This window comes from Bradyrhizobium sp. SSBR45G (genome assembly GCF_030159255.1).
In the GTDB taxonomy this organism is placed as follows: Bacteria; Pseudomonadota; Alphaproteobacteria; order Rhizobiales; family Xanthobacteraceae; genus Bradyrhizobium.
This window is the reverse complement of record NZ_BSCT01000033.1, coordinates 17,828-41,961: the sequence shown is the minus strand read 5'-3', so window position 1 is coordinate 41,961 and position 24,134 is coordinate 17,828. Positions and strand designations below refer to the sequence as shown.

At 65.4% G+C, this 24,134-nt stretch carries 25 protein-coding genes; 15 read left to right on the top strand and 10 right to left on the bottom strand.

Annotated elements, in window-relative coordinates; translation table 11 throughout:
* Window positions 1-127 precede the first annotated feature (127 nt).
* From QQL87_RS28905 to QQL87_RS28885, 5 genes are all read right to left on the bottom strand, one after another.
* Complete coding sequence (locus QQL87_RS28905; RefSeq protein WP_284422496.1) at window positions 128-619, bottom strand: F0F1 ATP synthase subunit B family protein; 492 nt, start codon at window positions 617-619, stop codon at window positions 128-130.
* Window positions 619-1,194 (bottom strand): F0F1 ATP synthase subunit B family protein, encoded by a 576-nt coding sequence (locus tag QQL87_RS28900; protein WP_284422494.1) that lies wholly within the window; start codon window positions 1,192-1,194, stop codon window positions 619-621. Before QQL87_RS28900 ends, QQL87_RS28905 begins: the two co-directional genes overlap by 1 nt.
* A 28-nt stretch (window positions 1,195-1,222) precedes the next feature.
* Window positions 1,223-1,450 (bottom strand): F0F1 ATP synthase subunit C, encoded by a 228-nt coding sequence (locus QQL87_RS28895; RefSeq protein WP_006615622.1) that lies wholly within the window; start codon window positions 1,448-1,450, stop codon window positions 1,223-1,225.
* A gap of 38 nt (window positions 1,451-1,488) precedes the next feature.
* Window positions 1,489-2,232 (bottom strand): F0F1 ATP synthase subunit A, encoded by a 744-nt coding sequence (locus QQL87_RS28890; protein ID WP_284422493.1) that lies wholly within the window; start codon window positions 2,230-2,232, stop codon window positions 1,489-1,491.
* Window positions 2,233-2,304: 72 nt separating this feature from the next.
* Window positions 2,305-2,682, bottom strand: coding sequence for an AtpZ/AtpI family protein (locus QQL87_RS28885; protein WP_284422492.1), 378 nt, complete (start codon window positions 2,680-2,682; stop codon window positions 2,305-2,307).
* A 287-nt stretch (window positions 2,683-2,969) separates the two neighbouring features.
* Here QQL87_RS28885 and QQL87_RS28880 point away from each other — a divergent pair, with 287 nt between their 5' ends.
* The 3 genes from QQL87_RS28880 (at window position 2,970) to QQL87_RS28870 (ending at window position 4,799) form a co-directional block, all read left to right on the top strand.
* Window positions 2,970-3,623 (top strand): 2-hydroxychromene-2-carboxylate isomerase, encoded by a 654-nt coding sequence (locus QQL87_RS28880; protein WP_284422491.1) that lies wholly within the window; start codon window positions 2,970-2,972, stop codon window positions 3,621-3,623.
* A gap of 96 nt (window positions 3,624-3,719) precedes the next feature.
* Window positions 3,720-4,295 carry a hypothetical protein gene (locus QQL87_RS28875; RefSeq protein WP_284422489.1) on the top strand — a complete coding sequence of 192 codons (576 nt, stop codon included), beginning with the start codon at window positions 3,720-3,722 and terminating at the stop codon, window positions 4,293-4,295.
* A 36-nt stretch (window positions 4,296-4,331) separates the two neighbouring features.
* The gene (locus QQL87_RS28870) at window positions 4,332-4,799 is read left to right on the top strand and encodes a secondary thiamine-phosphate synthase enzyme YjbQ (RefSeq protein ID WP_284422488.1); all 468 of its coding nucleotides are present in this window, start codon (window positions 4,332-4,334) and stop codon (window positions 4,797-4,799) included.
* 106 nt (window positions 4,800-4,905) lie between these two features.
* Here QQL87_RS28870 and QQL87_RS28865 read toward each other — a convergent pair whose 3' ends face one another.
* The gene (locus QQL87_RS28865) at window positions 4,906-6,531 is read right to left on the bottom strand and encodes an MFS transporter (protein ID WP_284422487.1); all 1,626 of its coding nucleotides are present in this window, start codon (window positions 6,529-6,531) and stop codon (window positions 4,906-4,908) included.
* A gap of 394 nt (window positions 6,532-6,925) precedes the next feature.
* On the opposite strand from QQL87_RS28865, the gene QQL87_RS28860 reads away from it, so the two are divergent.
* The 3 genes from QQL87_RS28860 (at window position 6,926) to QQL87_RS28850 (ending at window position 9,834) form a co-directional block, all read left to right on the top strand.
* The gene (locus QQL87_RS28860) at window positions 6,926-7,600 is read left to right on the top strand and encodes a response regulator (RefSeq protein WP_284422486.1); all 675 of its coding nucleotides are present in this window, start codon (window positions 6,926-6,928) and stop codon (window positions 7,598-7,600) included.
* 958 nt (window positions 7,601-8,558) lie between these two features.
* Window positions 8,559-8,960: a GntR family transcriptional regulator gene (locus tag QQL87_RS28855; protein ID WP_349817304.1), complete on the top strand. Its 402-nt coding sequence runs from the start codon at window positions 8,559-8,561 to the stop codon at window positions 8,958-8,960.
* Window positions 8,953-9,834: a slipin family protein gene (locus tag QQL87_RS28850; RefSeq protein WP_284422484.1), complete on the top strand. Its 882-nt coding sequence runs from the start codon at window positions 8,953-8,955 to the stop codon at window positions 9,832-9,834. The genes QQL87_RS28855 and QQL87_RS28850 overlap by 8 nt, the downstream gene beginning before the upstream one ends.
* A gap of 10 nt (window positions 9,835-9,844) precedes the next feature.
* Here the strand turns inward: QQL87_RS28850 and QQL87_RS28845 are convergent, their stop codons facing one another.
* A complete protein-coding gene (locus QQL87_RS28845; RefSeq protein ID WP_284422483.1) occupies window positions 9,845-11,314 on the bottom strand; it encodes a serine hydrolase in 1,470 nt (489 codons plus the stop codon).
* A 417-nt stretch (window positions 11,315-11,731) separates the two neighbouring features.
* On the opposite strand from QQL87_RS28845, the gene QQL87_RS28840 reads away from it, so the two are divergent.
* From QQL87_RS28840 to QQL87_RS28800, 9 genes are all read left to right on the top strand, one after another.
* Window positions 11,732-12,742, top strand: coding sequence for a hypothetical protein (locus tag QQL87_RS28840; protein ID WP_284422482.1), 1,011 nt, complete (start codon window positions 11,732-11,734; stop codon window positions 12,740-12,742).
* Window positions 12,743-12,808: 66 nt separating this feature from the next.
* Window positions 12,809-13,120 (top strand): 1-deoxy-D-xylulose-5-phosphate synthase, encoded by a 312-nt coding sequence (locus tag QQL87_RS28835; RefSeq protein WP_284422480.1) that lies wholly within the window; start codon window positions 12,809-12,811, stop codon window positions 13,118-13,120.
* A gap of 87 nt (window positions 13,121-13,207) precedes the next feature.
* A complete protein-coding gene (locus QQL87_RS28830; RefSeq protein ID WP_284422479.1) occupies window positions 13,208-13,654 on the top strand; it encodes a GNAT family N-acetyltransferase in 447 nt (148 codons plus the stop codon).
* Between the two features lie 216 nt (window positions 13,655-13,870).
* The gene (locus QQL87_RS28825; RefSeq protein ID WP_284422478.1) at window positions 13,871-14,194 is read left to right on the top strand and encodes a PadR family transcriptional regulator; all 324 of its coding nucleotides are present in this window, start codon (window positions 13,871-13,873) and stop codon (window positions 14,192-14,194) included.
* The gene (locus QQL87_RS28820; RefSeq protein WP_284422477.1) at window positions 14,194-14,766 is read left to right on the top strand and encodes a DUF1700 domain-containing protein; all 573 of its coding nucleotides are present in this window, start codon (window positions 14,194-14,196) and stop codon (window positions 14,764-14,766) included. Before QQL87_RS28825 ends, QQL87_RS28820 begins: the two co-directional genes overlap by 1 nt.
* Window positions 14,767-14,785: 19 nt before the next feature.
* Window positions 14,786-15,739 carry a GIN domain-containing protein gene (locus tag QQL87_RS28815; RefSeq protein WP_284422476.1) on the top strand — a complete coding sequence of 318 codons (954 nt, stop codon included), beginning with the start codon at window positions 14,786-14,788 and terminating at the stop codon, window positions 15,737-15,739.
* Window positions 15,740-15,780: 41 nt separating this feature from the next.
* Complete coding sequence (locus QQL87_RS28810; RefSeq protein ID WP_284422475.1) at window positions 15,781-16,767, top strand: alpha/beta hydrolase family protein; 987 nt, start codon at window positions 15,781-15,783, stop codon at window positions 16,765-16,767.
* A gap of 112 nt (window positions 16,768-16,879) precedes the next feature.
* On the top strand, window positions 16,880-17,329 hold the full coding sequence (rpiB, locus tag QQL87_RS28805) for a ribose 5-phosphate isomerase B (protein WP_284422474.1): 450 nt from the start codon (window positions 16,880-16,882) through the stop codon (window positions 17,327-17,329).
* Between the two features lie 153 nt (window positions 17,330-17,482).
* Window positions 17,483-17,644, top strand: coding sequence for a hypothetical protein (locus tag QQL87_RS28800; RefSeq protein ID WP_284422473.1), 162 nt, complete (start codon window positions 17,483-17,485; stop codon window positions 17,642-17,644).
* A gap of 58 nt (window positions 17,645-17,702) precedes the next feature.
* Here QQL87_RS28800 and QQL87_RS28795 read toward each other — a convergent pair whose 3' ends face one another.
* The 3 genes from QQL87_RS28795 to QQL87_RS28785 form a co-directional block, all read right to left on the bottom strand.
* Window positions 17,703-21,221 carry a PAS domain-containing hybrid sensor histidine kinase/response regulator gene (locus QQL87_RS28795; protein ID WP_284422472.1) on the bottom strand — a complete coding sequence of 1,173 codons (3,519 nt, stop codon included), beginning with the start codon at window positions 21,219-21,221 and terminating at the stop codon, window positions 17,703-17,705.
* 404 nt (window positions 21,222-21,625) lie between these two features.
* Window positions 21,626-22,855, bottom strand: coding sequence for a 5-aminolevulinate synthase (gene hemA, locus QQL87_RS28790; protein ID WP_284422471.1), 1,230 nt, complete (start codon window positions 22,853-22,855; stop codon window positions 21,626-21,628).
* 206 nt (window positions 22,856-23,061) lie between these two features.
* Window positions 23,062-24,120: an MBL fold metallo-hydrolase gene (locus tag QQL87_RS28785; RefSeq protein WP_284422470.1), complete on the bottom strand. Its 1,059-nt coding sequence runs from the start codon at window positions 24,118-24,120 to the stop codon at window positions 23,062-23,064.
* Between the last annotated feature and the right edge of the window lie 14 nt (window positions 24,121-24,134).

Genomic DNA, 24,134 nt, shown 5'->3' with positions numbered 1-24,134 from the left:
CGACAATCGGGGTGCTTGTTGAATGGTCGACGCAGCCGGTGATCGCGCCGGCCGTCGGGCGCAAAAGCAAAAGGCCGGTGCGGGGCACCGGCCTTTTGGAAGATGTTGGAGTCTGATGGACGCCGGCTCAGTTCAGCTTGCGGCTGACTTCCGCGATGCCCTTGGCGACCAGATCTTCGCCGAGACTGCCCTTGACCGTCTGCGACAGCACGGTCGCGGCGGCCTGGACGGCGGCTTCGGCTGCCGCGGACCTGACGTCGGCGAGAGCCTGGGCTTCCGCGAGGGCGATCTTGCCCTCGGCCGCCTTGGTGCGCCGGGCGACGAAGTCTTCCATCTTGGCCTTGGCCTCCGCGGCGATACGCTCGGCTTCCGCCTTGGCGCTCGTCACGATCTCCTCGGCCTCACGTTCGGCGCTGGCGCGGCGGGTCTTGTAATCGGCGAGCACCTTGGCCGCCTCTTCCTTGAGCCGCTTGGCCTCCGCCAGCTCGCTCCTGATGCGCTCGCCGCGATTGTCGAGCGCCTTCAGGACCGTGCGGTGGACACCGAGATAGGCGAATAGGCCCATCAGGATCACGAACGCGATCGCAACCCAGGTTTCCGGATCAGCGAGCAGATGCATCAGGCTGTTCCCTTCAACGATGCATCGACCGCAGCCTCGACCGTCTTGGCCGCGGGGGCCTTGCCGGTGAGCTGCTTCACGATCGCAGAGGCCGCATCCGCGGCGATGCCGCGAACGTTGCTCATTGCAGTCGTCCGCGTGGTGGCGATCGACGTCTCAGCAGCGGCCAGTTTGGCCGCCAGACTTTCTTCCAGCGCCTTGCGTTCGGCATCCGAAGAGGCCGCAAGCTTCTCGCGGGTCTCGGCTCCGATCGCCTGGGCACGGGACCGTGCCGCGGCGAGCTCGCTTTCATACGCCTTGATCGCGGCTTCGGACTCATCCTTCAGCCGCTGCGCTTCGGCCAGATCGCCGTCGATCGACTTCTGGCGGGCGTCGATAACGGCCCCGACCTTCGGCAGCGCCACACGCGATACGATCACGTACAGCGCCACGAAGGCGATCACCAGAGAGGCGATCTGGGAGGGAAAGGTTTCCTTCTGGAAAGGAGGAAACCCATGCCCGCCTTCGGCCTCCGTATGGGCGCTTGCGGTGCCCTTGGCCTCGCCGCCCTTGGCCACGCCATGACTTTCAGCCACGGGCTTCTCCTGTCCGGCTCAGGCCGTCTTAGACGGCGTACAGCAGGAGCAGGGCGATCAGCAGCGAGAAGATGCCGAGCGCTTCGGTCACCGCGAAGCCGAAGATCAGGTTGCCGAACTGGCCCTGGGCGGCCGACGGATTGCGCAGAGCGGCCGACAGGTAGTTGCCGAAGATGATGCCGATGCCGGCACCCGCGCCACCCATGCCGATGCAGGCAATGCCCGCGCCAATGTACTTCGCTGCGACCGGATCCATGACGAACTCCTTTGAGGGGTTTGGTAGAGAGGGCCGGATCAGTGGCCCGGATGGATAGCATCGTTGAGATAGATGCAGGTGAGGATCGTGAAGACGTAGGCCTGAAGGAACGCGACCATCAGCTCGAGGCCGGTCAGGGCGACCGTGAGGCCGAGCGGCAACAGCGCGCCGACCTTGCCGACGAAGCCGAGCGCGCCGAGCATGGTCACGAAGCTCGCGAACACCTTCAGCGTGACGTGGCCGGCCAGCATGTTGGCGAACAGACGGACGCTGTGCGAGATCGGCCGCGAGAAGAAGGAGATGATTTCGATCACGACCACCAGCGGCATGATCACCACGGGAATGCCGGAGGGCACGAACAGCTTAAAGAACTTCAGGCCGTTCTTGTAGAAGCCGTAGATGATGACCGTCAGGAACACCAGGAGCGCCAGCGCGAAGGTGACGATGATGTGGCTGGAGATCGTGAAGGTGTAGGGAATGATGCCGACGATGTTCGAGACGAAGATGAACATGAACAGCGAGAACACCAGCGGGAAGAACGTCATGCCGTGCGAGCCGGCGCTGGTCCTGATGGTGTTGGCGACGAATTCGTAGGACAGCTCGACCACCGACTGGAAGCGGCCCGGCACGAGCTGACGCCCGGCGGCCAGCATCATCACAGAGATGATCACGACCGCGAGCAGCATGTACGCGGACGAGGTGGTGAACGCGATCTCCTGATTGCCGATATGGCCGATCGTGAAGATCTTGTTGAGGTGGAATTGTTCGATCGGATCGATCATCCGCGTGGCGTCTCATTGTTGACCGGCCACGCCGGCGCTGTGCACTTCATTCGACGAACTTCCGCTGATGTCTCACTGGCGGGGTCTGTCGGGAGCCGTGCCTGCAGATCTGACCACGTTCACCACGCCGGCGGCGAAGCCGAGCAGGAAAAACACGATAAATCCAAAGGGCGATGTCGACAGCAGACGGTCGAAGCCCCAGCCAAGCACCGCACCGACGAGGACACCGGCAATCAACTCGGAGGACAGTCGCAGGCCACGCGCCATGGCCGAAGCCCGGGCTGCAGTGTCACCGCTGCCGTTTCCAGGTTGATCAGCCCCGATCTTTCGGCTGTCGCGAAATTCGGACAACCGTTGGTCGAGACTTCCGAGCCTTGCGGAAAGCGCAGCCTCATCGGGCGACTTGTCGCGATCCCCGTGTCCGCTGTCACCGTTCGTGCCATCCGCCATGTGCCTATCCGCCATGTGTGGAGACCCGATCCGATGCTGCGAGTGTCAGGAAATAGCGCCCCATCGCCCTTTAAAGCCGCGCGGACCATACTGACCGCATCCCCCCAAGTCAAGATTGCGTGTTGAACTGTTAGATGCCTGAATTTGCTCGATTTCTCGGCTTTTTCGTCAGATCGGTCGCAGCTGTCACTGCGCCGCATCAACAGCGTTGTGCCGAGCTGCGATCTTGCGCCGCTCGAAGTCGTCTGATCCGATGTCGCTGACGCCCAACCAAGCTCGGAACCCGGATGTCGCGCCAGATCGACTATTACTTCTCCCTGCAGTCGCCATGGGCCTATATCGGCCACCGGCTGTTCCGCGACATTGCCGCGCGTCACGGCGTCGCGGTGAACCTCAAGCCCGTCATGCTGGTCGATCTGTTCGCCGAAACCGGCGGCCTGCCGCTCGCCAAGCGCCACCCGGCGCGGCAGCGCTACCGCATCGTCGAGCTCAAGCGCTGGCGCGACCGGCGCGGGCTCGATTTTCACCTGCAGCCGAAGAACTGGCCGTTCAATGCCCGGCTCGCGGACGGCGTCGTCATCGCGGCGCTGCAGGCCGGGCTCGATCCCGAGCCGTATCTGCGGCGCGCCTTCCCGGCGATCTGGGAGCAGCAGCTCGATCTGGCCGACGCGGAGGTCATCGCGGGGCTGGCCGATGCGGCCGGATTGCCCGGGCGCGATCTGGTGACGCAGGCCGCGACCGATGCCGTGGGCGCCGTCTATGAGCAGAACCGGCAGGACGCCATCGCGGCCGACGTGTTCGGCTCGCCCGCTTACGTGCTGGAGGGCGAGGTGTTCTGGGGCCAGGACCGGCTCGAGCTCCTGGCCGACGCGTTGAAATCCGGCCGCTCCGCCTATACGTCCCACGCTGAAGGGCGGCCTGTGGCAGGTGACCGCACCTGAGGCCATGTCATGGCCGCGACACAATGTGGGCGTGCATGACGGCGGTCGCGAACGTGACTTGAAACGTGCCTTCGACTTTGCCTTGGAGATCCAGCCATGAGTCTCACGAAGCCATATCGGCGGCACCTCATTGCGCTCCTTGCGGTCAGCTGCCTGGGCGTGGAAGCGTCGGCGGCCGAGGACGCTGCGCCCGAGAGCGACAAGGGCCGCTACACGATGTCGACCACGCCCGACGGTGTGATCCGCCTCGACACCCGCACTGGCGCGGTCTCGACCTGCAACAACAGCGCCGGCGGCTGGGCCTGCTACGCGGTCCCCGACGAGCGCGCCGCGCTGGATGCGGAGATCGGCCGGCTGCAGGCCGAGAACGAAAAGCTCAAGGTCCAGCTCGCCTCCCGCGACCAGAGCATCTCCGGCAAGATCGACGAGCCGCTGCCGAAGGACCAGGCGCTGCCGAAATCCGATCAGTTGAAGAAGGCCGAGCCCAAGATCGGCGACAAGGCTGGCGAGAAGCCGGGCGAGTCGAAATCTGCCGATGGAGCGCGCAAGATCGAGATCCCGTTGCCCAGCGACCAGGACATGGACCGCATGATGGGCTTTCTCGAGCAGGCCTGGCGCCGGCTGCTCGACATGGCGCAGCGGGTGCAGAAGGACGTCTCGGGCAAGATCTGAGGCAAGATCTGAGATCGCGCCGAGGAGACCGAGCACATGCCCGCAAGATCGACATCGCGAACGGCGCCTGCAACGGCCGCTATCAATACCGTCGTGACGTCGGTTCTGACCGTGCAGACTTCGGGCCGCGGCTTCACCGATCTCACGCGCGAGGTCGAGGCCTTCCTGCGCGAGGCCGCGGCACGCGAAGGCGCGGTGACCGCCTTCATCCGCCACACCTCGGCGTCGCTGACGATCCAGGAGAACGCCGACCCGACCGTGCTGCGCGATCTCACCACGGCGCTGGCGCGGCTGGCGCCGGAGAATGCCGGCTGGGTGCACGACACCGAAGGGCCCGACGACATGCCGGCCCATATCAAGACGATGCTGAGCGCGGTCTCGCTGCAGGTGCCGGTGCATGACGGCCGCATGATGCTCGGCACCTGGCAGGCGATCTATCTGATCGAGCATCGCAGCCGCCCGCATGTCCGCGAGGTGGTGTTGCAGTTCATCGGTGCGACCTGACACCAAAAAGAGAAACTCCCGGCCTGAAATGCGGAACGGCCGCGGAGTGATCCGCGGCCGTTCGTCGTGTGAAGAGGTGCGAGCGGGGACGCCGCTCGCGCCGTGATCAGGTCGACTGGATGTCGACGTCCTTGGTCTCCGGCAGGAAGATGAAGCCGACGATCGCCGTGATCACCGCGAACGTGATCGGGTACCACAGGCCGGCATAGATATCGCCGGTCGAGGCCACGATCGCGAAGGCGGTCGCCGGCAGCAGGCCGCCGAACCAGCCGTTGCCGATGTGGTAGGGCAGCGACATCGAGGTGTAGCGGATCTTGGTCGGGAACAGCTCCACCAGCATCGCGGCGATCGGGCCGTAGACCATGGTCACGAAGATCACCAGGATGAACAGCAGGCCGACAATCGCGGCGACCTGCGGGCGGAACACGTCGAACGGATGCGCCATCTTGACGATGGCGGCGTCGCCCGCCTTCGGATAGCCGGCGGCCTGGACGGCCGCGAGAACGGCCGGGTTGCTCGCCTTGGCGTCGGTATAGGGCACGTCGGTGCCGTTGACGGTCACCTTCACGCCGGAGCCAGCCGGGCCAGAGGTGGTCGTGTATTTGACCGACTGCCCGGCCAGGTAGGCGCGGGCGGTGTCGCAAGGCTGGGTGAAGACGCGGGTGCCGACCGGGTTGAACAGGTCACCGCAGCCGGCGGGATCGGCCACCACTTCCACCTTCACCGACTCGATCGCCTTCTCAAGCGCCGGGTTGGCGTTGCTGGTGATCATCTTGAAGATCGGGAAGAAGGTGAGCGCCGCGATCAGGCAGCCGCCCATGATGATCGGCTTGCGGCCGATCTTGTCCGAGAGCACGCCGAACACGATGAAGAAGCCGGTGCCGAGCAGCAGCGACCAGGCGATCAGGAGGTTGGCGGTGTAGCCGTCGACCTTCAGGATCGATTGCAGGAAGAACAGCGCGTAGAACTGGCCGGTGTACCAGACCACGCCCTGACCCATGGTCGCGCCGATCAGGGCCAGCAGCACGATCTTGCCGTTGCCCCAGTTCGCGAAGGCTTCCGTCAGCGGCGCCTTCGAGCTCTTGCCCTCGTCCTTCATCTTCTGGAACACGGGCGACTCGTTGAGGCGCAGACGGATCCAGACGGAGACGCCGAGCAGCAGCACGGAGACCAGGAACGGCACGCGCCAGCCCCATTTGGCGAAGTCGGCCTCGCCGATGATGGTGCGGGTGAACAGGATCACCAGCAGCGACAGGAACAGGCCCATCGTTGCCGTGGTCTGAATGAACGAGGTGTAGTAGCCGCGCTTGCCCGGCGGGGCGTGCTCGGCGACATAGGTGGCGGCGCCTCCATACTCGCCGCCGAGCGCGAGGCCCTGCAGCAGGCGCAGGCCGATCAGGATCACCGGCGCGGCGAAGCCGATGGTCTCGGCGTTCGGCAGGATGCCGACGATGAAGGTCGACAGACCCATGATCAGGATCGTGACCAGGAAGGTGTATTTGCGGCCGACGATGTCGCCGATGCGGCCGAACACGATGGCGCCGAACGGACGGACCAGGAAGCCGGCGGCGAAGGCGAGCAGCGCGAAGATGTCACGGGTGGCCGGCGGATAGGCCGAGAAGAACTGCGCACCGATGATCGAGGCCAGGGACCCGTACAGATAGAAGTCGTACCACTCGAACACGGTGCCGAGAGAGGAAGCCAGAATGACGAAGCGCTCGTCCTTCGTCATGCCTCCCGTTCTCGCTTGTGTGGCTACCATTGTCGACATCGGCATTCGCTCCCCAAGATTGTTGCTCTGATGGTTTCGCCTCCGCATGCCGGACTTGGACGGCGCAGGTCGCGGAGACATTGCGCTCTCAGTAACATTGCAGTGAAACTCGCCCCAATACGACTTTCGGCCCTGCGCGCCGGGGCGCGCTGGAAAGATGGGGACATTGCGGCGGATCAAGTTCGCCGGCCGGCCATCGCGCTACGGATGTTGCGATGCACAAGGGGCGGATTAACCGCCTTTGCCTGCAGGTGGAATTGCATGCTTGCATGCAACCATTCGCCGGGCGAGTATTTCCGCAAAACAGGCGACGTGCAGGCGCGCGTTGCCGTGTCGCAAGGTCAAATCCGAACGCATGGCGGCTGCCACCACCCATCTCGTCATCGCCGATGATCATCCGCTGTTTCGCAACGCACTGCGGCAGGCCGTCGCGAGCGTGCTCGCGGAAGCGGTGGTCGATGAAGCCGGCTCGTTCGAGGACCTCACCGCGCTCCTTGAAAAGGATTCCGAGGTCGACCTGGTGCTGCTCGACCTCACCATGCCCGGCATCTCCGGCTTCTCCGGCCTGATCTATCTGCGCGCGCAATATCCGGCGATCCCGGTCGTGATCGTCTCGGCCAGCGACGACGGCGCGACGATCCGCCGTTCGCTCGATTTCGGCGCCTCCGGCTTCATCCCGAAGCGGTTCGGCGTCGAGACCCTGCGCGATGCCATCAGGAAGGTCATGGAGGGCGAGGTCTGGGTGCCCGCCGACACCGACCTCGCCGCCGGGGCGGACCCGGAAATGACGAAGCTGCGCGACCGCCTGGTGACGCTGACCCCGCAGCAGGTGCGCGTGCTGATGATGCTGTCGCAGGGGCTGCTCAACAAGCAGATCGCCTACGAGCTCGGCGTCTCCGAGGCCACCATCAAGGCGCATGTCTCGGCCATCCTGCAGAAGCTCGGCGTCGAGAGCCGCACCCAGGCGGTGATCGCCGCGGCCAAGATCGCGGGCTCGGCCTGGCGGCAGGATACGCCGACGGGGACGTAAGGCTGATCGCCCGTGAATTGGAGCGGCTACCGACCCTGAACCGCATACGTTGCATGCGAGTTGGTGCTGGGTATCGCGGTCCATTAGGACGAGGTCCGTCTCTACGGCGGGATTGCTGATCCTCATGGTGAGGAGCGCCGAAGGCGCGTCTCGAACCATGAGGCCCCAGTCCGGGCCTCGCCCTTCGAGACGCCCGCCTTCGGCGGGCTCCTCAGGGTGAGGGGCGAAAGTCGCGGCGCGTTCGCGCGATGCTTCCGCATTGCCTTTGAGAACAAGGAGGCCGAGTGGAGCGCTGCCAAAACTCAATCCGGTTCGTCGATGATCCATCGCGACACACCAACTCAGTCTCGCGGCGCATCACGCGTCCGAGCTTTGCCGAGCACCCGCCCTCTTCGAGAATGAGGGCGCAGGGAAGGCCGGGCGCTGGCCGCGCCCGTGGCCCGCCTGCGAAAAAAATGCAGGCGGCAGGAACCACAGGTCTGGCCGACTACGCCCGGCCCTCCCTGCGCGACGGTTTGGACGGCTGCTCCGTGCTCTCCCCGGGGACCGGCGTTCTTGCCCCCGTCATCCGCAACATCGTCGTCACGGACTTGGCATCAGCGTCGGGATGCCAGGACCACACGGCTTGACCGTACGCGCCGGATCGTTCGTCCGCGAGCATAAGCCCGCTGCGACCCGACGCGCCCACCGCATCCCGCGCCCCACGTTCGTGACGATCGCGATACGCCCCTCATGGCGGGCACGGGATGACGCAAGGGTTAGCATGATTTCTGGGAAAAAGAAATAGGATCCCGCGAAAGAATTCTGAATTCCAGATATCGGGGGCGGTGCGATTTCGATGACGTTCGCCGGCGCGGCGGCAACGGACGATCCGGCGTCGGCAAGGAAAGGTCGGCGACCGCTCCTCATGCCCGATTGGGCATTGACGTTGTGTCAGTAAAGTATATTGTACTAGATAATGCATACACAGTTGATGAAATCGCTTTGTCTGGAGGATTCGGGGGTTCCGATCTACGTCCAGCTGCGCGACCAGATGCTGCGCAGTCTCGGCGCCGGCGTGCTGCGCCCGGGCGACCGGATGCCGACGATGCGCGAGATGGCAGTCGCGTTGAAGGTCGACCTCAACACGGTTCGGCACGCCTATGACGAACTGGAGCGGATTGGCGCGATCACGCTCGTCAGAGGGCGCGGGAGCTTCGTCGCCCAGCCGCCGCGGCCCCTGAATGCGCGTGCGCTGGCACTTCAGGTCGACAGCCTCGCCAAGCAGACGCTCGCGACGGCGGCCGCCGCCGGCGTCGATCCCATCGCATTGGCTCAACGAATGATTGCGCTCGTCAAACAGGAGGCGTCGAATGACTAGGTATCTCGGTGCAAAGGGGGCCAACCAGCCCGCCATCGTGCTTGCCATCCTGACGCTGGGGCTCGCCGCATGGATCGCCTGGTCCGGTCGCGAGGCTGGCTCAGTCGTCCCGTACGTGGCCGCCGCGGCGGTCGCCGTCATCGCAGTCCTGATCCCGCAGGCCCTCATGATCGCCGATCAATGGGAGCGGGCCGTCGTGCTCCGGCTGGGCCGGCTGGCGGGAATCCGCGGACCCGGCCCGTTCGTCATCGTGCCCTTCATCGACCAGGTGGCCGTCTGGCTCGATCAGCGCATCCAGACCACCGAGATCAACGCCGAGCAGGCCCTGAGCAAGGATACCGTGCCGGTCAACATCGACGCCGTGGTGTTCTGGCAGATCCACGATCCCGAGCGCGTCGCGCTCGAGATCATCGATTATCGCCAGGCGATCACCCGCGTCGCGCAGACCTCGCTGCGGGAGATGGTCGGCTCGTCCTTGCTCTCGACCCTCCTGTCCGAGCGCAAGCAGGGCGACGCCGTCCTGCGCGAGGAGATCGGCCGCAAGACAGCGGATTGGGGCGTCGCCGTCCTGTCGGTCGAGATCAGGGACATCGGCGTGCCGCCGGCGCTCCAGGATGCCATGAGCCGGCAGGCGCAGGCCGAGCGTGAGCGGCTGGCCCGCGTTCTGCTCGGACAGGCCGAGCAGGAGGTCGCCCAGAAATTCGTCGAAGCCGCCGACATCTACGCGCGCAGCCCCGCGGCGCTGCAGCTGCGGGCGATGAACATCATCTACGAGACCACCAAGGAGCGCGGCGCGACCATCCTGATCCCGACGGCCATGGTGGACAGCATGAACCCGGTCAGCGCGCTGGGGATCGTTGCTGCGGCGAGCTAGATCTAAGAGGCTATGAGGGGTCCATGTCGATGGTCCTCCCGAAGCCATGCCCGCGGACCATTACCTGGACAAATTCGGCCTCGCCGAACCAGTCCTGCCATCGGAGTCGGTCGATTCGATTGCCGGTCGATTGAAACCGGATTTGCGCGCGCTCACCTCTCGGTGCCGTCGGGATGGCGATCGCCGGCCAGGCCATGGCGTCGCGATCGCCCTGGTACTCGAAGCTCAGGCCGGAATAGCGCATCAGCGGGCCATCGAAGCCTGACAGGCCGTCGATGCGAAACCACAGGTGATCGTCCCTCGGCTCGATATGCAGCGAGCCGAAGCCCTGGTGATGGTAGGTGCCGACGAAATCATCCTGCGACCAGCGAGATGCCGAAACAGGGTCGCTCGATCTCTCCCCCTCGAACCGGGCGACGCGTTCGCGGATCTCTCTGTCAGCCATGTCGTCGAAATATTTGATCCAGTCAGTCACCGTCTCGCCGCGCATCTCCTGGATGATGCGATAGGTGACGGCGAGGTGAGCGAAGCCGGCGCCGAGATTGGTTGCCACGAAGATCGCGAGGTCGCCGTCCAGATCGCACCAGACGTTGGCGCGAAAGCCGCGGATGGCGCCATCATGCTGAATGCGTCGGTTGCGCACATGCCAGCCGAGGCCGTATCCGTCGTTCGCCGTTCGATCCCTTCGCACGGTTTGCAGCAGATGCGTCTCCCGGAGCTGAGGCGCCGAGACGGGATGGGCTTCGCGCGCGCCCTCTTCCAGATGGAGCCTGAGCCAATTCGCCGCTTCGCGGGCACTCATCGAGCGGTCGATCGCCCCCTGAAGGTTATCCGTCGCCATCGGCGGCACCGTCTGAACCTTGCCGTCGATCTCGTAGTGGGGAGCGGCGAAGTTGGACGTTGCTCCCGTTGATCTGCTCCGGTCGAATTCGAGCCGCTTCAGCAGACATTCGTTCATCAGCCCGTCGAACGACTGACCCGCAGCCGCGGCCATCGCCTCCGCAGCGACGACGAAGCCGACGTTGCAATAGGTGAACTGATCGCGAAATTGCGCGATCGGCTGAACGGAGCGGGCGCGGCGCAATGTTTCCGCCCGTGTCAGGTCGGAGCCATATTCGCCAATGCTCGCGCGCGACAGGCCGGTCCGATTGGCGAAGACATCCCTGAACGTCAGCTGGTCGCTGATCCAGGGATCGTACAGACTGAACGACGGCAGATATTTGCGAATCCGATCATCCCATCCGATCACAGCGGCATCCACCAGCACCGCCGCCAGCGTGGCGGTGAAGGCCTTCGAGCACGAGCCGACCGCAAAGGCCGTATCGATGTCGGCGGGAGCGGAGGTCGCGACATCACTCACGCCATAGGCTTCAACGAGCAGCGGACCGTCGCGACGCACCACGGCGACGGCCATGCCGGGGATCCGCCAATGCTGCCGCACTTCCGCAATGAACGGATCGAGCCGGGTAGACAGGGACACGGATGGAATCTCCGAATCTGAGACCGTCGATGCTATACGCCGAGTTGTTGCAGGCTGGTTCGGCCACGGGGAGCGATTGACAGATCCTGTTATATATCTCATCGAGGCCGACCGCAGCGAGCAGCATCACGTCACGGACGGCCCGCAACAACGCCCTGTGACGCGCTGCGGTGTGCCAGGCGGAGGATCGTCCGACACGGGTGGACATGATCACGGCGCTGGAGGGTTGGTGCCGTCGCTTGTCCAGGCAATGCTGCCGCGACCAAGTTCGAGGCGATTGGTCTGAATTCGTTCACCCAATCCCCACATCTCGATTGCGTGGGTTCCGTTCTGGTTGCATTTCTGGGCAGGCACGCCAAGCCAAAGCCGGGCGCCGGTCAGGAGAGAGCCTTGGATTTCGAATGAGCCCATCGTCGCTTGGTCGATGTTGAGCCGGCTGATGCGGACCGGGTTTCGGAGGAGGTCGCCGACGCGTTTTCGGACTCGCTTCTAATGGCCGCCTCGATCTCCGAGCGACATATTGATTTCGTTTGCCGTCTGCTCGCCGATCCCCTCCTGACCGGACGGCGAGGCTTGTTCCATTTGATCAACGGGCTCTACGTCGAGCGTGAGAAGCTGTCGGACCGTCAAGTCCAACGTCTCCTCGCATGCATGGTCGCCAACTTCGAGCGTGCGGCAGATGAAGATCCGGCGTTCGCCATCGGCGACTTCGTGGCGCGCGTCGCGCCGCCCGATCGTGCATTGGCTCTGTTGGGCGAGATGACGGTCAAGGCTGGCGCGCGCGACGCCGTCTCCGGCATATTCCTGGGGCTGGATATTCTGCTGAAGCAACACAAGGAGAATGCGGAGTTTCTCGCGGCTGTGGATGCAGCGCTGATGGCCGTGACAAGGCGCGCTGCGGAATTGGAGATCGGAGACGACGCGCCCGCGCTGCGGCTCGTCAGGCAGATCGAATGCGCCTTCGCTCATCGCGAGAAGCCGGAGGTTCTGATCAATCGCCCAGTTCCCGTGGCCGATGACGAGGATGCGCTCTGGTTTGCCGGTCGGGACTGGCGTGAGATCACGCCACGGGACTGGAGGGATCATTCCGACGCATTCTTCAGGTTCACGCCGGATGCGTTCAGATATTATCTGCAGAGTATCCTGTGTCTGGTCGCGAAGAATCCGGACGAGACTCTGCTGGTGGCCGATGCGCTCATCGATTGCCTCGACCGTACGCCCAATCCCGAGTGGTGGGATCAGTTCCTGCTGGATCGCTTGTGCGGATTGCAGATGGACGAATACGACGCGATCAGCGCCTGGATCGCCATGCTCTCGGAAAGTAGCAAGCTCTATGACGGGGATTCTCTCTTGCGTGCCTATCAGACGATTCATCTCATGCACGCGGACGCCGAGAAGGAATGGTTGGAGCAGTTAAGGCGGCGATGAGCAGAAGAGAGTTTGCTCGGCCTGATATCGGGATGATTGAAGACGCCGTGGGACGGAGTGCCGGCGATGCCGAAAACGCGCATCATGTATATCGAGAATAAATCGGAGTCGCTCAATGGGCCGGCGCGGATCGGGCGCGTGACGTTCTCGAAGTCCGGCAGATCCGTCAGTTACGGAGGGCGGACCTTTCAGAGCCTGAACGGCAGGGGATACAAGGCCAACTATTTCGATCTCGACACGGGCGAACGCTACTGGATTTCCGGTCCGCGAAGGGACGGTCAGGACCGCCTATATTCCGGGAGTTCATTGCCGGTCGACATTGATCCTGACGTCACGGAGGAATATTGGCGTGATATAAGGGGAGGGCAGCCCGAATGAGTCTCGCGCATCCAGGGCTGGCGGTATCGAGCCTGATCAATGCGCGCGAGGGCTCATCCTGGATGCAATCGGCCCGGAGGCGAAATGATGAGGGCGAGGCTGGCGCAGGCTGCGGATTTGGAGCGATTGCTCGATCTGTTTCGAGCGTCGGACGTGAGCGCGCCGGTCGAGCCGCGGGACCGTGCCGAGCAGATCTGGTCCGAGACACTCGCGCTCAGATGGGTCGATGTTTTTGTTGCGGAGGCCGGTCCGCGGATCGTATCGACCTGCATGCTGATTGCGGCGCCAAATCTTCTTCGTGGCGGACGTGCCCACGCATTCCTGGACAACGTGGTGACCCACCCTGAGTTTCGCGGCTTCGGTTACGGCCGCGCCGTGGTCCAGGCTGCTCTGACCGAGGCGTGGGCGAAGGATTGCCATCACGTTCTGCTGCAGAGCGGACGCAAGGATCCGCGCGTGCATCGCTTCTATGAGAATTGCGGTTTCGAGCCGGGACGTCGGACCGCCTACGTCGCGCATCGCCCGGCAGGCTGAGTTGCGCAGGCTACCGATCCGCGCCTTGCGTTTGTGATGGCCGCGAAGCCCCCTTGGGTGCGCGCGGCAGGATCGCTTGAACAAGAAATCCAGATACGGGCGCCAAGACTTTCTGATGCCGGTCGACGGGCGGTGCAGCGTCCGGTGGCTCGGCAGATTCGATCGGTCATAAACAGGTACCTTGTAATACACAGTACCTTGTGATACCTTCTCTCCATGACGGAACAGATGCAGGTTCAGCTGAAGAAAGGTGCGCTCGAATTGTGCGTGCTGGCGCTGCTGGCGCGGGGCGAAAGCTACGCTTACGAGATTGCCAGCTCGCTTGCGGCCGGCGTCGGTATCGGCGAGGGGACGATCTATCCTTTGATGCGGCGCATGCAGGACGACAAGCTGGTCGAAACCCGTCTAGCCGAGTCCAACAGCGGTCCGCCGCGCAAATATTATCGGCTCACGCCGGCCGGCCGCGCCGCCTTCACGGCGCAGAAGCGCGAGTGGCGCAGCTTTGCCGATGCCGTCAACAGATTGCTGGGAGAACGCTGATGGACCGCACAGCCTTCTTGGGCCTCCTCAAGGACGGTCTCGCCGGGCTGCCGGCTGATGACATCGACGAGATCATCGCGGACTACATGTCCTATTTCGATGAAGCCGCCGCCTCCGGGCGCGGCGAGGCGGAGGTGGCCTCAGCGTTGGGCGACCCGCGGCGGCTGGCGCGCGAGCTGCGCGCCGAGACCGGGCTGCGCCATTGGGAGAAGCACCGCAGCCTCGGCAACTCCGCCGCCGTGCTGCTGGCGCTTGGCGGATTGGCCACCGTCGACATCCTGCTGCTGTTGCCGCTGCTGTTCGCCGTGATGCTGGTGACCCTGGCGGCCGGCCTCGTGGTCTTCGTGCTCGGTGTCGTCGGCATCGGCCTGCTGCTCAGTCTGCTCAAGATCGGACACTTCGTCTCGCTCGCCGCGATGGCGCTGCGCGCGGTGGCCGGCATCGGGCTCGTCGCCGGCAGCATCGGTGGCGGCGCGCTGTTGCTGCTGGCGCTCAATGCCGCGGTGAAGATGCTCGGCAACTACGCCCGGCTGCATTACCGGCTGCTCAGGCCGGAACACGACCCCGCTTGACCAGGATCGGAGGTACGCAATGAGTGGACGGCTAGGACAGATCGCGGTGGTGTCATTGAGCATCGCTGCAGCATGCGGGATCATCACGGCGCTGGCGTCGGCGCAGGACTGGGTCGACGGCGGTGACCTGCCTTGGTCGGGCCTCTCCTGGGTCAGGACGTCCTGGGCTGGCGCGCGAAGCTGCGGGGCGATGCCGTGGTCGTCCACGTCGGGCCCGCGCGAGCGCCGCACCGCAGATCTCGCATGGTCCGGCGGCAACGCCGTCAAGATCAGAATTCCGGCGCAGGTGCACTATTCGCCTTCGCCGACGCCACGGGCCAGCGTCACGGGTGATGCCGATCTGGTCGGCCACGTCCGCTTGCGTGATGGAATCCTGGAGTGGGACACCGCCGAGTGGGGCAGGCTGGTCGGCTGCATCCGGGCGGATGATCTCGTTGTTCAACTCTCGGGCCCCGCGGTCACGGAATGGACCGTCAATGGCTCCGCCGGCCTCGATCTCTCCGACCTCCGCCAGGACGCGTTGCGGGTCACGGCGCACGGCAGCGGCGCCGTCACCGCCAGCGGCGACGTCGGCGATGCTGCCGTCGAGGCGTCGGGCTCGGGCCGCGTGGATCTCGGCCGCCTCGTGACTCGTGCAACCACGGCAAGCCTTCACGGCAGCGGACATCTCAACCTCGCCGACGCCAAGCAGGACCAGCTCCGCATCACGCTGCGTGGCAGCGGAGGCATCACCGCCGCCGGATCGGCGCATGAGCTATCGCTCGAATCCAGCGGCTCCGGACGGGCCGATCTGGGCCATCTGATCGCCGAACGCGCCACCATCAAGGTTCACGGCAGCGGCGACGTCGACCTCGCGCCGCGCGAGGACGCCGACATTTCCGTCTCGGGCAGCGCGGTGGTGCGATTGCATGGTGCCGTCGCGCGGCTCAACTCCCACGTCTCGGGATCAGGACAGGTCAAGCAGGTGCCTTGAGGCCCGCCGGCACGCGTCGGATCACTCCCAGGAGAAGGTCGATGTCCAGTGTGATGAATGGCTGCCGCGTCCTTGCGACGCTCGTTGTCTGTCTCAGCGCCACATTGGCGCAAGCTGCCGGCCTGCGATCGATCGACATTCCAGCGGACGCCGAGGGGCCGGCGATTCATGGCATGGTCTGGTATCCCTGCGCCGAAAAGCCGGCGGAGATTCCGATCGGCGCTTTCATCCTGACGGGGGCGATGGATTGCCCGCTGGCCGGCACCCATCTGCCGCTCGTCGTGGCTTCGCATGGGCGCGGCGGTTCGCTGTTCAGCAGTCGCGATACGGCTGAGGTGCTCGCCGACCACGGCTTCGTGGTCGCGGCCATCAATCATCCCGGCGACACGGCGCGGGATCTCAGCCGCTCCGGCGATCTCTCGGTGTTCGTCGAGCGGCCGACCGATATCAGGCGGCTGATCGACGTCATGATCGGCTCCTCGCCCTTCGCGGCCCACATCGATCGCGACCGGATCGGCTTCTTCGGCTTTTCGCGCGGCGGCTATACCGGGCTCGTGCTGCTCGGCGCCGATCCGGACTGGGCGGGAGCGGCGTCCGATTATTGCCAGCCGATCCGGCGGCTGTTCTGCCAGGAGATCCTGGACAAGCGAACGCCCTCGCAGCCGCTGACGCATGATCCGCGGATCAAGGCGGCGGTGCTGGCCGATCCGCTGGCGATCTTCTTCTCGCCTGCGAGCCTTGCCCCGATCAAGGTGCCGGTTCAGCTCTGGGCCTCGAGCCGCGGCGGCGACGGCGTGCTGCCCAGCCATGTCGCTTTCGTCGACGCCAACCTTCCGGCAGGACACGACTATCGCGTGGTGCCGAACTCCGGCCACTTCGCCTTCTTCCTTTGCCCCCCGGCGCTGGTCCAGGCGCAGTCCGAGCTTTGTGCCGACGCGCCGGGTTTCGATCGCGCCGCCTTCCACACCGAGTTCAACGCCGAGGTGCTCGCCTTCTTCCGGGCGCGGCTGGCCCGGCCCGCGGAGTGAGGCCTCAATTCGGTTCCGTTCGTGACGGCCCTGGAAATATGGATGGCAGTTTGCACGACTGATCCAACTCGGCCGCCCCGCTCGCTTGCCTCAGGAAACAGGAGCCTTCTCGATGACAGCCAGCAACCGCGTCGTGCTCTCCAGCGACCACGCCGCCATTCCGCTGCGGCAGGCCATTGCCGCTCATCTCGCGCGGCAGGACTGGGTGGTGGTCGATATCGGACCGACGACGCTGGAGAGCACGCATTATCCGAAGCACGGCGAAGCGGCGGCGCGGCGCGTCGCCTCCGGCGATTGCCGCTTCGGCATCATCCTGTGCGGCACCGGCCAGGGCATCATGATGGCCGCCAACAAGGTCAAGGGCATCCGTTGCGGCGTCTGCGCGGACACCTTCTCGGCGCGGATGATCCGCCGGCACAACGACGCCAACATGCTGTCGATCGGCGCGCGCGTCGTCGGCGAGGGGCTGGCGCTCGATATCGTCGACGCGTTCCTCACGGCGGATTTCGAGGGCGGCCGGCATGCGGCGCGGGTGGATATGATCACCGCGCTGGAGGCGTAGTGCCGTCGCTTGGATGCGAGCGGACCGGCAATTGCGGCAGCCAAACGGCAGGTCCGGCTGCGCCGCGTCGCTGCGGGTCAGCTTTCTCGCCGTGATGAACCTTTGAGCCCTTCGACTTGACCTATTTCAAGACGGGGGAGTTAGAGGTCGCATATGACTGCCATGGCCAGGGCTCTTTCGAGGGCTTTTTCCGAGGCATCAGGTGGTGCAAAGGACGAGTTGCTCAAACATCTGGTGCTGTTTTTCACTGCTTCATTTTTTGTATGGATATTGACGCTGACCTACGGGCTGGATCTCAGTCCCGGCCTGTTCTGATCGTTTTGTTCGCCAGTCGGGGCTGCCTGTTTTTCAGGTGAGCAGCCGCGCCTTCGAACTACTCCGCCGCCACCATCTGCTGGATCCGCCATTGCCCGAGCAGCGCGCGCAGCGAGGCCGGCTTGAGCGGCTTGTTGAGCACGGCGATGTTCTCGTCGCGCGCGGCGGCGCGGACGTGGGGGCTGCGGTCGGCGGTGATCAGGATCGCGGGCAGCGCCTCGTTGAAGCGGCGGCGGATGTCGCGGATCGCGGCGATGCCGTTGCCGCGGTCGAGGTGATAGTCGACCAGCAGGCCGGTGACGGCGCCGTCGCGGGCCTCGATGGCCTCCATGGCGGACTCCGGATCGGGCACGGCGATCACCTCGGCATCCCAGGCCGTGAGCAGCGTCTTCATGCCGTCGAGAATCGCCGGGTCGTTCTCGATGCAGACGATCAGCGCGCCCGCGATCGGCGTCGTCGCCAGCGGCGTCGCGCTGGTGACGGCGGCGGTGTGGTTGATCGCCTTGGCGATTGGCACGGTCACCGAGAAGGCCGAGCCGCCCCCGGGATTTGAGGCCAGCGCGATGCCATGGTTGAGCACCCGCGCGATGCGCTCGACGATCGACAGGCCGAGGCCGAGGCCGCGGGCGATCCGCGCGCCCTGCTCGAGCCGGTGGAATTCCTTGAAGATCTCGCCGCGCTTGGCGGGCGGAACGCCGACGCCGGTGTCCCAGACGCCGATCTGCAGCGACTGGCCGCGGCGGCGGCAGCCGACCAGGACGCGGCCCTTGGGCGTGTATTTGATGGCGTTGGAGATGAGGTTCTGCAGCAGCCGGCGCAGCAGCAGGCGGTCGGATTCGACCGGCAGCGAGGACGGCACGAAGATCAGCTCGAGCCCCTTGGCGCGCGCAGCGGGCGCGAACTCGATCTCCAGCGAGCGCATCAGATCGGCCATCTTGAAGCTCGAGATCGAGGGCGTCATCGCGCCGGCATCGAGCCGCGAGATGTCGAGCAGCGCGCCCAGGATCTCCTCGATCGCCTCAAGTGAGTCGTCGATGTTCTCGACGAGGCGCGAATCCTCGCCCGGCGTCTGCCGCTCGACCAGGCTGGTGACGTAGAGCCGCGCGGCGTTCAGAGGCTGCAGGATGTCGTGGCTGGCGGCCGCGAGGAAGCGGGTCTTGGAGATGTTGGCGTCCTCGGCGGCGCTCTTGGCGAGCGCCAGCTCGGAGTTCAGCCTTGTCAGTTCCTCGGTGCGGTCGCGCACGCGCTTTTCGAGCGTCGCATTGGCGCGCTCCAGCGCTTCCGCAGCCTCGAAGGACGGCGTCACGTCGGTGAAGGTGATGACGAGGCCGCCATCGGGCATGCGGTTGGTGCGGACCTCGATCACCATGTGGCGGTCGGCGAGGCGTTCCAGATAGGGCTCGCCCTCGGTGGTGTAGGCGGCGAGCCGGCGCGCCAGCAGCGCCTCGCTGTCCTCATCAGTCGGCGCGCCGATCGTGCCCATGAATTCGAGGATTTCCTTCAGCGGGCTGCCGATCTGCACCAGGTCCGGCGGCAGGCCGAGCAGGTCGACGAACTGGCCGTTGGAGCAGATCAGCTGCAGATCGGCGTCGAACACCGCGATGCCCTGGCGCACATGGTTGAGCGCGGTCTGCAGGATCTCGCGGTTGAAATGCAGCGCGGCGTGAGAATCGTCGAGCAGCTTCAGCGCCGCCTTGGCGGAGACCGTGCGCTTGCGCAGCAGCAGCGACATCACGAGGCGCGAGGAGGCCGCGCCGATCGACGACGCAATCAGGTGCTCGGCGTGGCGCAGCAGCTCGAAATCGGCAGGCGCTGCCGGATCGAGCGCCATGTTGCGCTGGGCGGCGAAGGTCTCGAACGAGGCGCGGGCACGGTCGGGTCCGAGATACTGGCCCACCGTGCTCTGGATGTCCTGCACGGTCACCGTGGAGCGCCAGCGCCGGAAGCTCGGCGCGCTCGGCGTCAGCTCGGCCGGCACGAACAAATCGGCCTGCAACAGCTCGATCGACGACGGCTGGCGCGCCAGCGACAGCACGATGTAGGTCAGCAGGTTGAGCGACAGGCTCCACAACACGCCGTGCAGCAGCGGCGGCAGGTCGGTGCCGAGCAGTGCCTGCGGGCGCAGCGGCTCGAAGCCGAACGGGCCGTGCTGCAGGAACAGGATGCCCGTGGTCGAGGTGTCGAGGAAGCTCGGAATGAACAGCGTATAGAGCCACACCGCAAAGCCGACCAGCATGCCGCCCATCGCACCGCGCGCGGTGGCGCGCCGCCACAACAGGCCGCCGAAGAAGCTCGGCGCCAGCTGTGCGATCGCGGCAAACGACAGCAGGCCGATCGCGGCGAGCTGGGCGGTACCGAGCGCGCGGTAGTAGAAATAGGCCATCACCATGATGGCGAAGATCGCGATACGGCGGGTGCCGAGCAGGAAGCCCGCGAAGTCGCGGCCGATCTCGCGCTGCTCCTGGCGCTGCAGCACCAGCGGCACAACGATGTCGTTGCAGACCATGATCGACAAGGCCACGCATTCGACGATCACCATCGCGGTCGCCGCCGACAGGCCGCCGACGAAGACGACGATCGACAGCCATTGCGAGTTCGCCTCGATCGGCAGCGCCAGCACATACATGTCGCTGTCGACGGCGCCGAACGGGAAGGTGACGAGGCCGGCGAGCGCGATCGGGATCACGAACAGATTGATGGCGACGAGATAGAGCGGGAACAGCCAGCGCGCGCGCGACACTTCGGCATCGCTGGCGTTCTCGACCACGCTGACGTGGAACTGGCGCGGCAGCAGCATCGCGGCGCAGAACGACAGCAAGGTCATGGTGAGGAAATTGCCGATGCCCGGCACATATTCCAGCGCGCGCTCGGCCTCCGGCGATTTCATCGCCCGCTCGATCAGCTCGACCGGCGAGAACATGACGAAGGTCACGAAGGCGCCGGCGGCGATGAAGGCGACCAGCTTGATGATGGACTCGGTGGCGACCGCCAGCATCAGGCCGTGCTGGTGCTCGGTGGCGTCGGTCTGGCGGGTGCCGAACAGCACCGCGAAGACCGCCATCGCCAGGGTCACCATCAGCGCCATGTCGCCGACGATCGGGATGTGGGCGAAGGCGCGGTCGTCGATCAGGATGGTCTGCAGCGAGGAGGCGACGGCTTTCAGCTGCAGCGCGATATAGGGCACCGAGCCGATGATCGCGATCAGCGCCACGGTGGCTGCCACCGCCTGGCTCTTGCCGTAGCGGGCGCCGATCAGGTCGGCGACCGAGGTGATGTTCTGCGTCTTGGCGAGATGGATGACGCGGCGCAGCAACGGCGTGCAGGCGCCGACCATCAGGATCGGCCCGAGATAGATCGCGAGAAAATCGACGCTGTTGCGCGAGGCGAAGCCGACCGAGCCGAAGAACGTCCAGGAGGTGCAGTAGATCGCCAGCGACAGCGGGTAGATCAGCCCTGACAGCCGGCCGCGGCTCTCCGCCGGCCGCCGCTCGCCGTCCCGGTTGCCGCGGCTGGCGACCAGGAACAGGAAGCCGATGTAGCCGAACGCGGCCAGGATCACGCCCCAGTCGTGCAGCATGGTCTTACGCGAACTCCTCGTCGCTCCGCCCCGGGAATTGTGCGGCGAACTTAGCGCTTTGCGGGAGGCGGGGCGATAGCGATCTGGAGAGGCGCGGGCATAGGGATGTCGAGCGTCTTCGTGTTGAGAGCCGAGCTCTTACGGCTCGGCCGGTCGGCTCCCCTCCCCCTTGCGGGGAGGGGTTGGGGGTGGGGGTTTCCGGGCGCTGAACTTTGTTGGCGTGCGCCTCCGGTCTTGTCCGAATCTCAACCTGGGAGCTGGACTCGTTGCACTCTTGAAGAAACCCGGGATCTCACCGAGAGCGGGACTCGCGGACCCCCACCCCCGACCCCTCCCCGCAAGGGGGAGGGGAGCGCACCGCGGTCGCGTCGACGTGTGCGGGCTCACCGGGAAAAGTTGAACAACTACTCCGCCGCCATCGCCGTCTTGTGCAGCGAGAGCCCGAGGCGTTCCCAGACCTGGAGCAGGGCTTCGGCCAAGCGGTCGATCAGGCCGTCGTCGTGGTAGGGCGAGGGCGTGATGCGCAGGCGCTCGGTGCCCTTGGCCACCGTCGGATAGTTGATCGGCTGGATGTAGATGCCGTGCTCTTCGAGCAGCAGGTCGGAGGCCTGCTTGCACTTCTCGGGATCGCCGACGAACAGCGGCACGATGTGGGTGTCGTTGGCCATCACCGGGAGGCCGGCGGCATGGAGGATTGCCTTGACCCGGGCGGCGCGGTCCTGGTGGCGCTCGCGCTCCCAGCCCGACGATTTCAGGTGCTTGATCGCGGCCGTCGCGGCCGAGCAGATCGGCGGCGGCAGCGCGGTCGTGAAGATGAAGCCCGGCGCGTAGGAGCGCACGGCGTCGATGATCTCGCCCTTCGCGGCGATGTATCCGCCGAGGCAGCCGAACGCCTTGGCGAGGGTGCCTTCGAGAATGTCGATGCGGTGCATGACGCCGTCGCGCTCGGCGATGCCGCCGCCGCGCGGGCCGTACATGCCGACCGCATGGACCTCGTCGACATAGGTCATTGCGTTGTAGCGCTCGGCGAGATCGCAGATCGCCGCGAGCGGCGCGACGTCGCCGTCCATCGAATACAGGCTCTCGCAGGCGATCAGCTTGGGCCTCGAGGGGCCGGCTGAAATCAGCAGCTGTTCGAGATGGGCGAGATCGTTGTGGCGCCAGATCTGGCGCTCGCAGCCGGACTGGCGGACGCCCTCGATCATCGAATTGTGGTTGAGCGCGTCCGACAGGATCAGGCAGTCGGGGATCAGCTTGGCGAGCGTCGCGATGCCGGTCTGGTTGGAGACGTAGCCGGAGGTGAACAGCAGCGCCGCTTCCTTGCCGTGCAGGTCGGCGAGCTCGGCTTCGAGCTGCACCAGCGGATGATGGGTGCCGGCGATGTTGCGGGTGCCGCCGGCGCCGGTGCCGACGCGGGTCGCGGTCTCGACCATCGCACCGACCACCTTGGGGTGCTGGCCCATGCCGAGATAGTCGTTGGAGCACCAGATCACCACGTTGCGCGGTCCGCTCGGGGAATGCCACGTCGCATGTGGGAAGCGGCCGGCGATGCGTTCGAGATCGGCGAAGACCCGGTAGCGGCGCTCATCATGCAGACGACCGAGGGCGGCACTGAAGTATTGGCTGTAGTCCATCACGAGACCTGACGTGCTGCGCTGCAGCGCAGCGCCTGGAACCGACCCTCTAAGCAACGGGGGCTTAAGGCCTTCTTAGAGCGTTTCCAGAGCGGCTGTCGAGCCGGAATCCCACGGCAGGAATTGGGCGTTTTGTCCAAGGATCGCGCGAGGATCGCCCGATCTGGGCCGATCCGCGCTCGTATTGCGGCGGACCCGCGGCAGCCTCAGGTGGTGCGATAATGCAGCACGCCGTCGATGGCCTGGCTCGTCAGGCGGCCCTCGACCAGCATGTAGTTGACATGGGCGATCAGCTCGCCGGCGGCAAAGCCCATCTGGTGCGGGTCGAGCACGTGCTTGTGGAACACCACGGGGACGAGCTGCGCCGAGGTCCTGGTCTCGTCGCGGCAGGCCTCCGCGATCATGCGGCAGCGCTCCTCGTGATGATCGGCGAGCTGCTTGATACGGGTCTTCAGGCCGTAGAACGGCACGCCATGGCCCGGCAGCACCAGCAGGTCATAGGGCAGGGTGGTGGTCAGGCTCGCCAGCGACGCCAGATATTCGCCGAGCGAGTTCTGGTCCGGCTCGACCGCCCAGACGCTGACATTCGGCGAGATCTTGCTCAGCACCTGGTCGGCGGACAGGAACAGCTTGTCGGCCGCGCAATACAGCATGACCTGGTCGAGCGCGTGGCCGCCGCCGGTGATGACCTTGAAGCGCCGGCTGCCGATCTCGATCTCGTCGCCATGGGAGATGCGGCGGTAGGACGCCGGCAGCACCGAGACGCGCTGCAGATAGTCCTGGCCGCGCCCGAGCAGCTTGTCGGTCAGGGTCTCGTCCATGCCGTGGCGGCGGAAGAACAGCCGCTGCGCGTTGCGCCGCTCCTCGGTGCCGCGGCTCTGGTGATAGACCGACTGCAGATATTCGACCTGCGACATCACCAGCGGGCAGTTGAAGCGCTCGACGATCCACCCCGCCAGCCCGACATGGTCGGGATGGGAATGGGTGACGATCAGCCGGCTGATCCTGACGTGCTTGAGCGGGCCGTCGAGCAGCCGCGTCCAGGCGGCGATCGACTCCTCGTTGCCGAAGCCGGAATCGACCGCGACCCAGCCGTCGCCGTCGGCCAGCAGATAGATGTTCACATGGTTGAGCCGGAACGGCAGCTTGAGCCGCAGCCACAATACGCCGGGCGCGACTTCGACGACCTGGTCCTCGCCGGGGTGCTCTTCCCAGGGGTATCGCAGGGCTTCGGCCGAGGAGTGAACAGTGTCTGTCTTGGTCATGCCTCATCGATTAA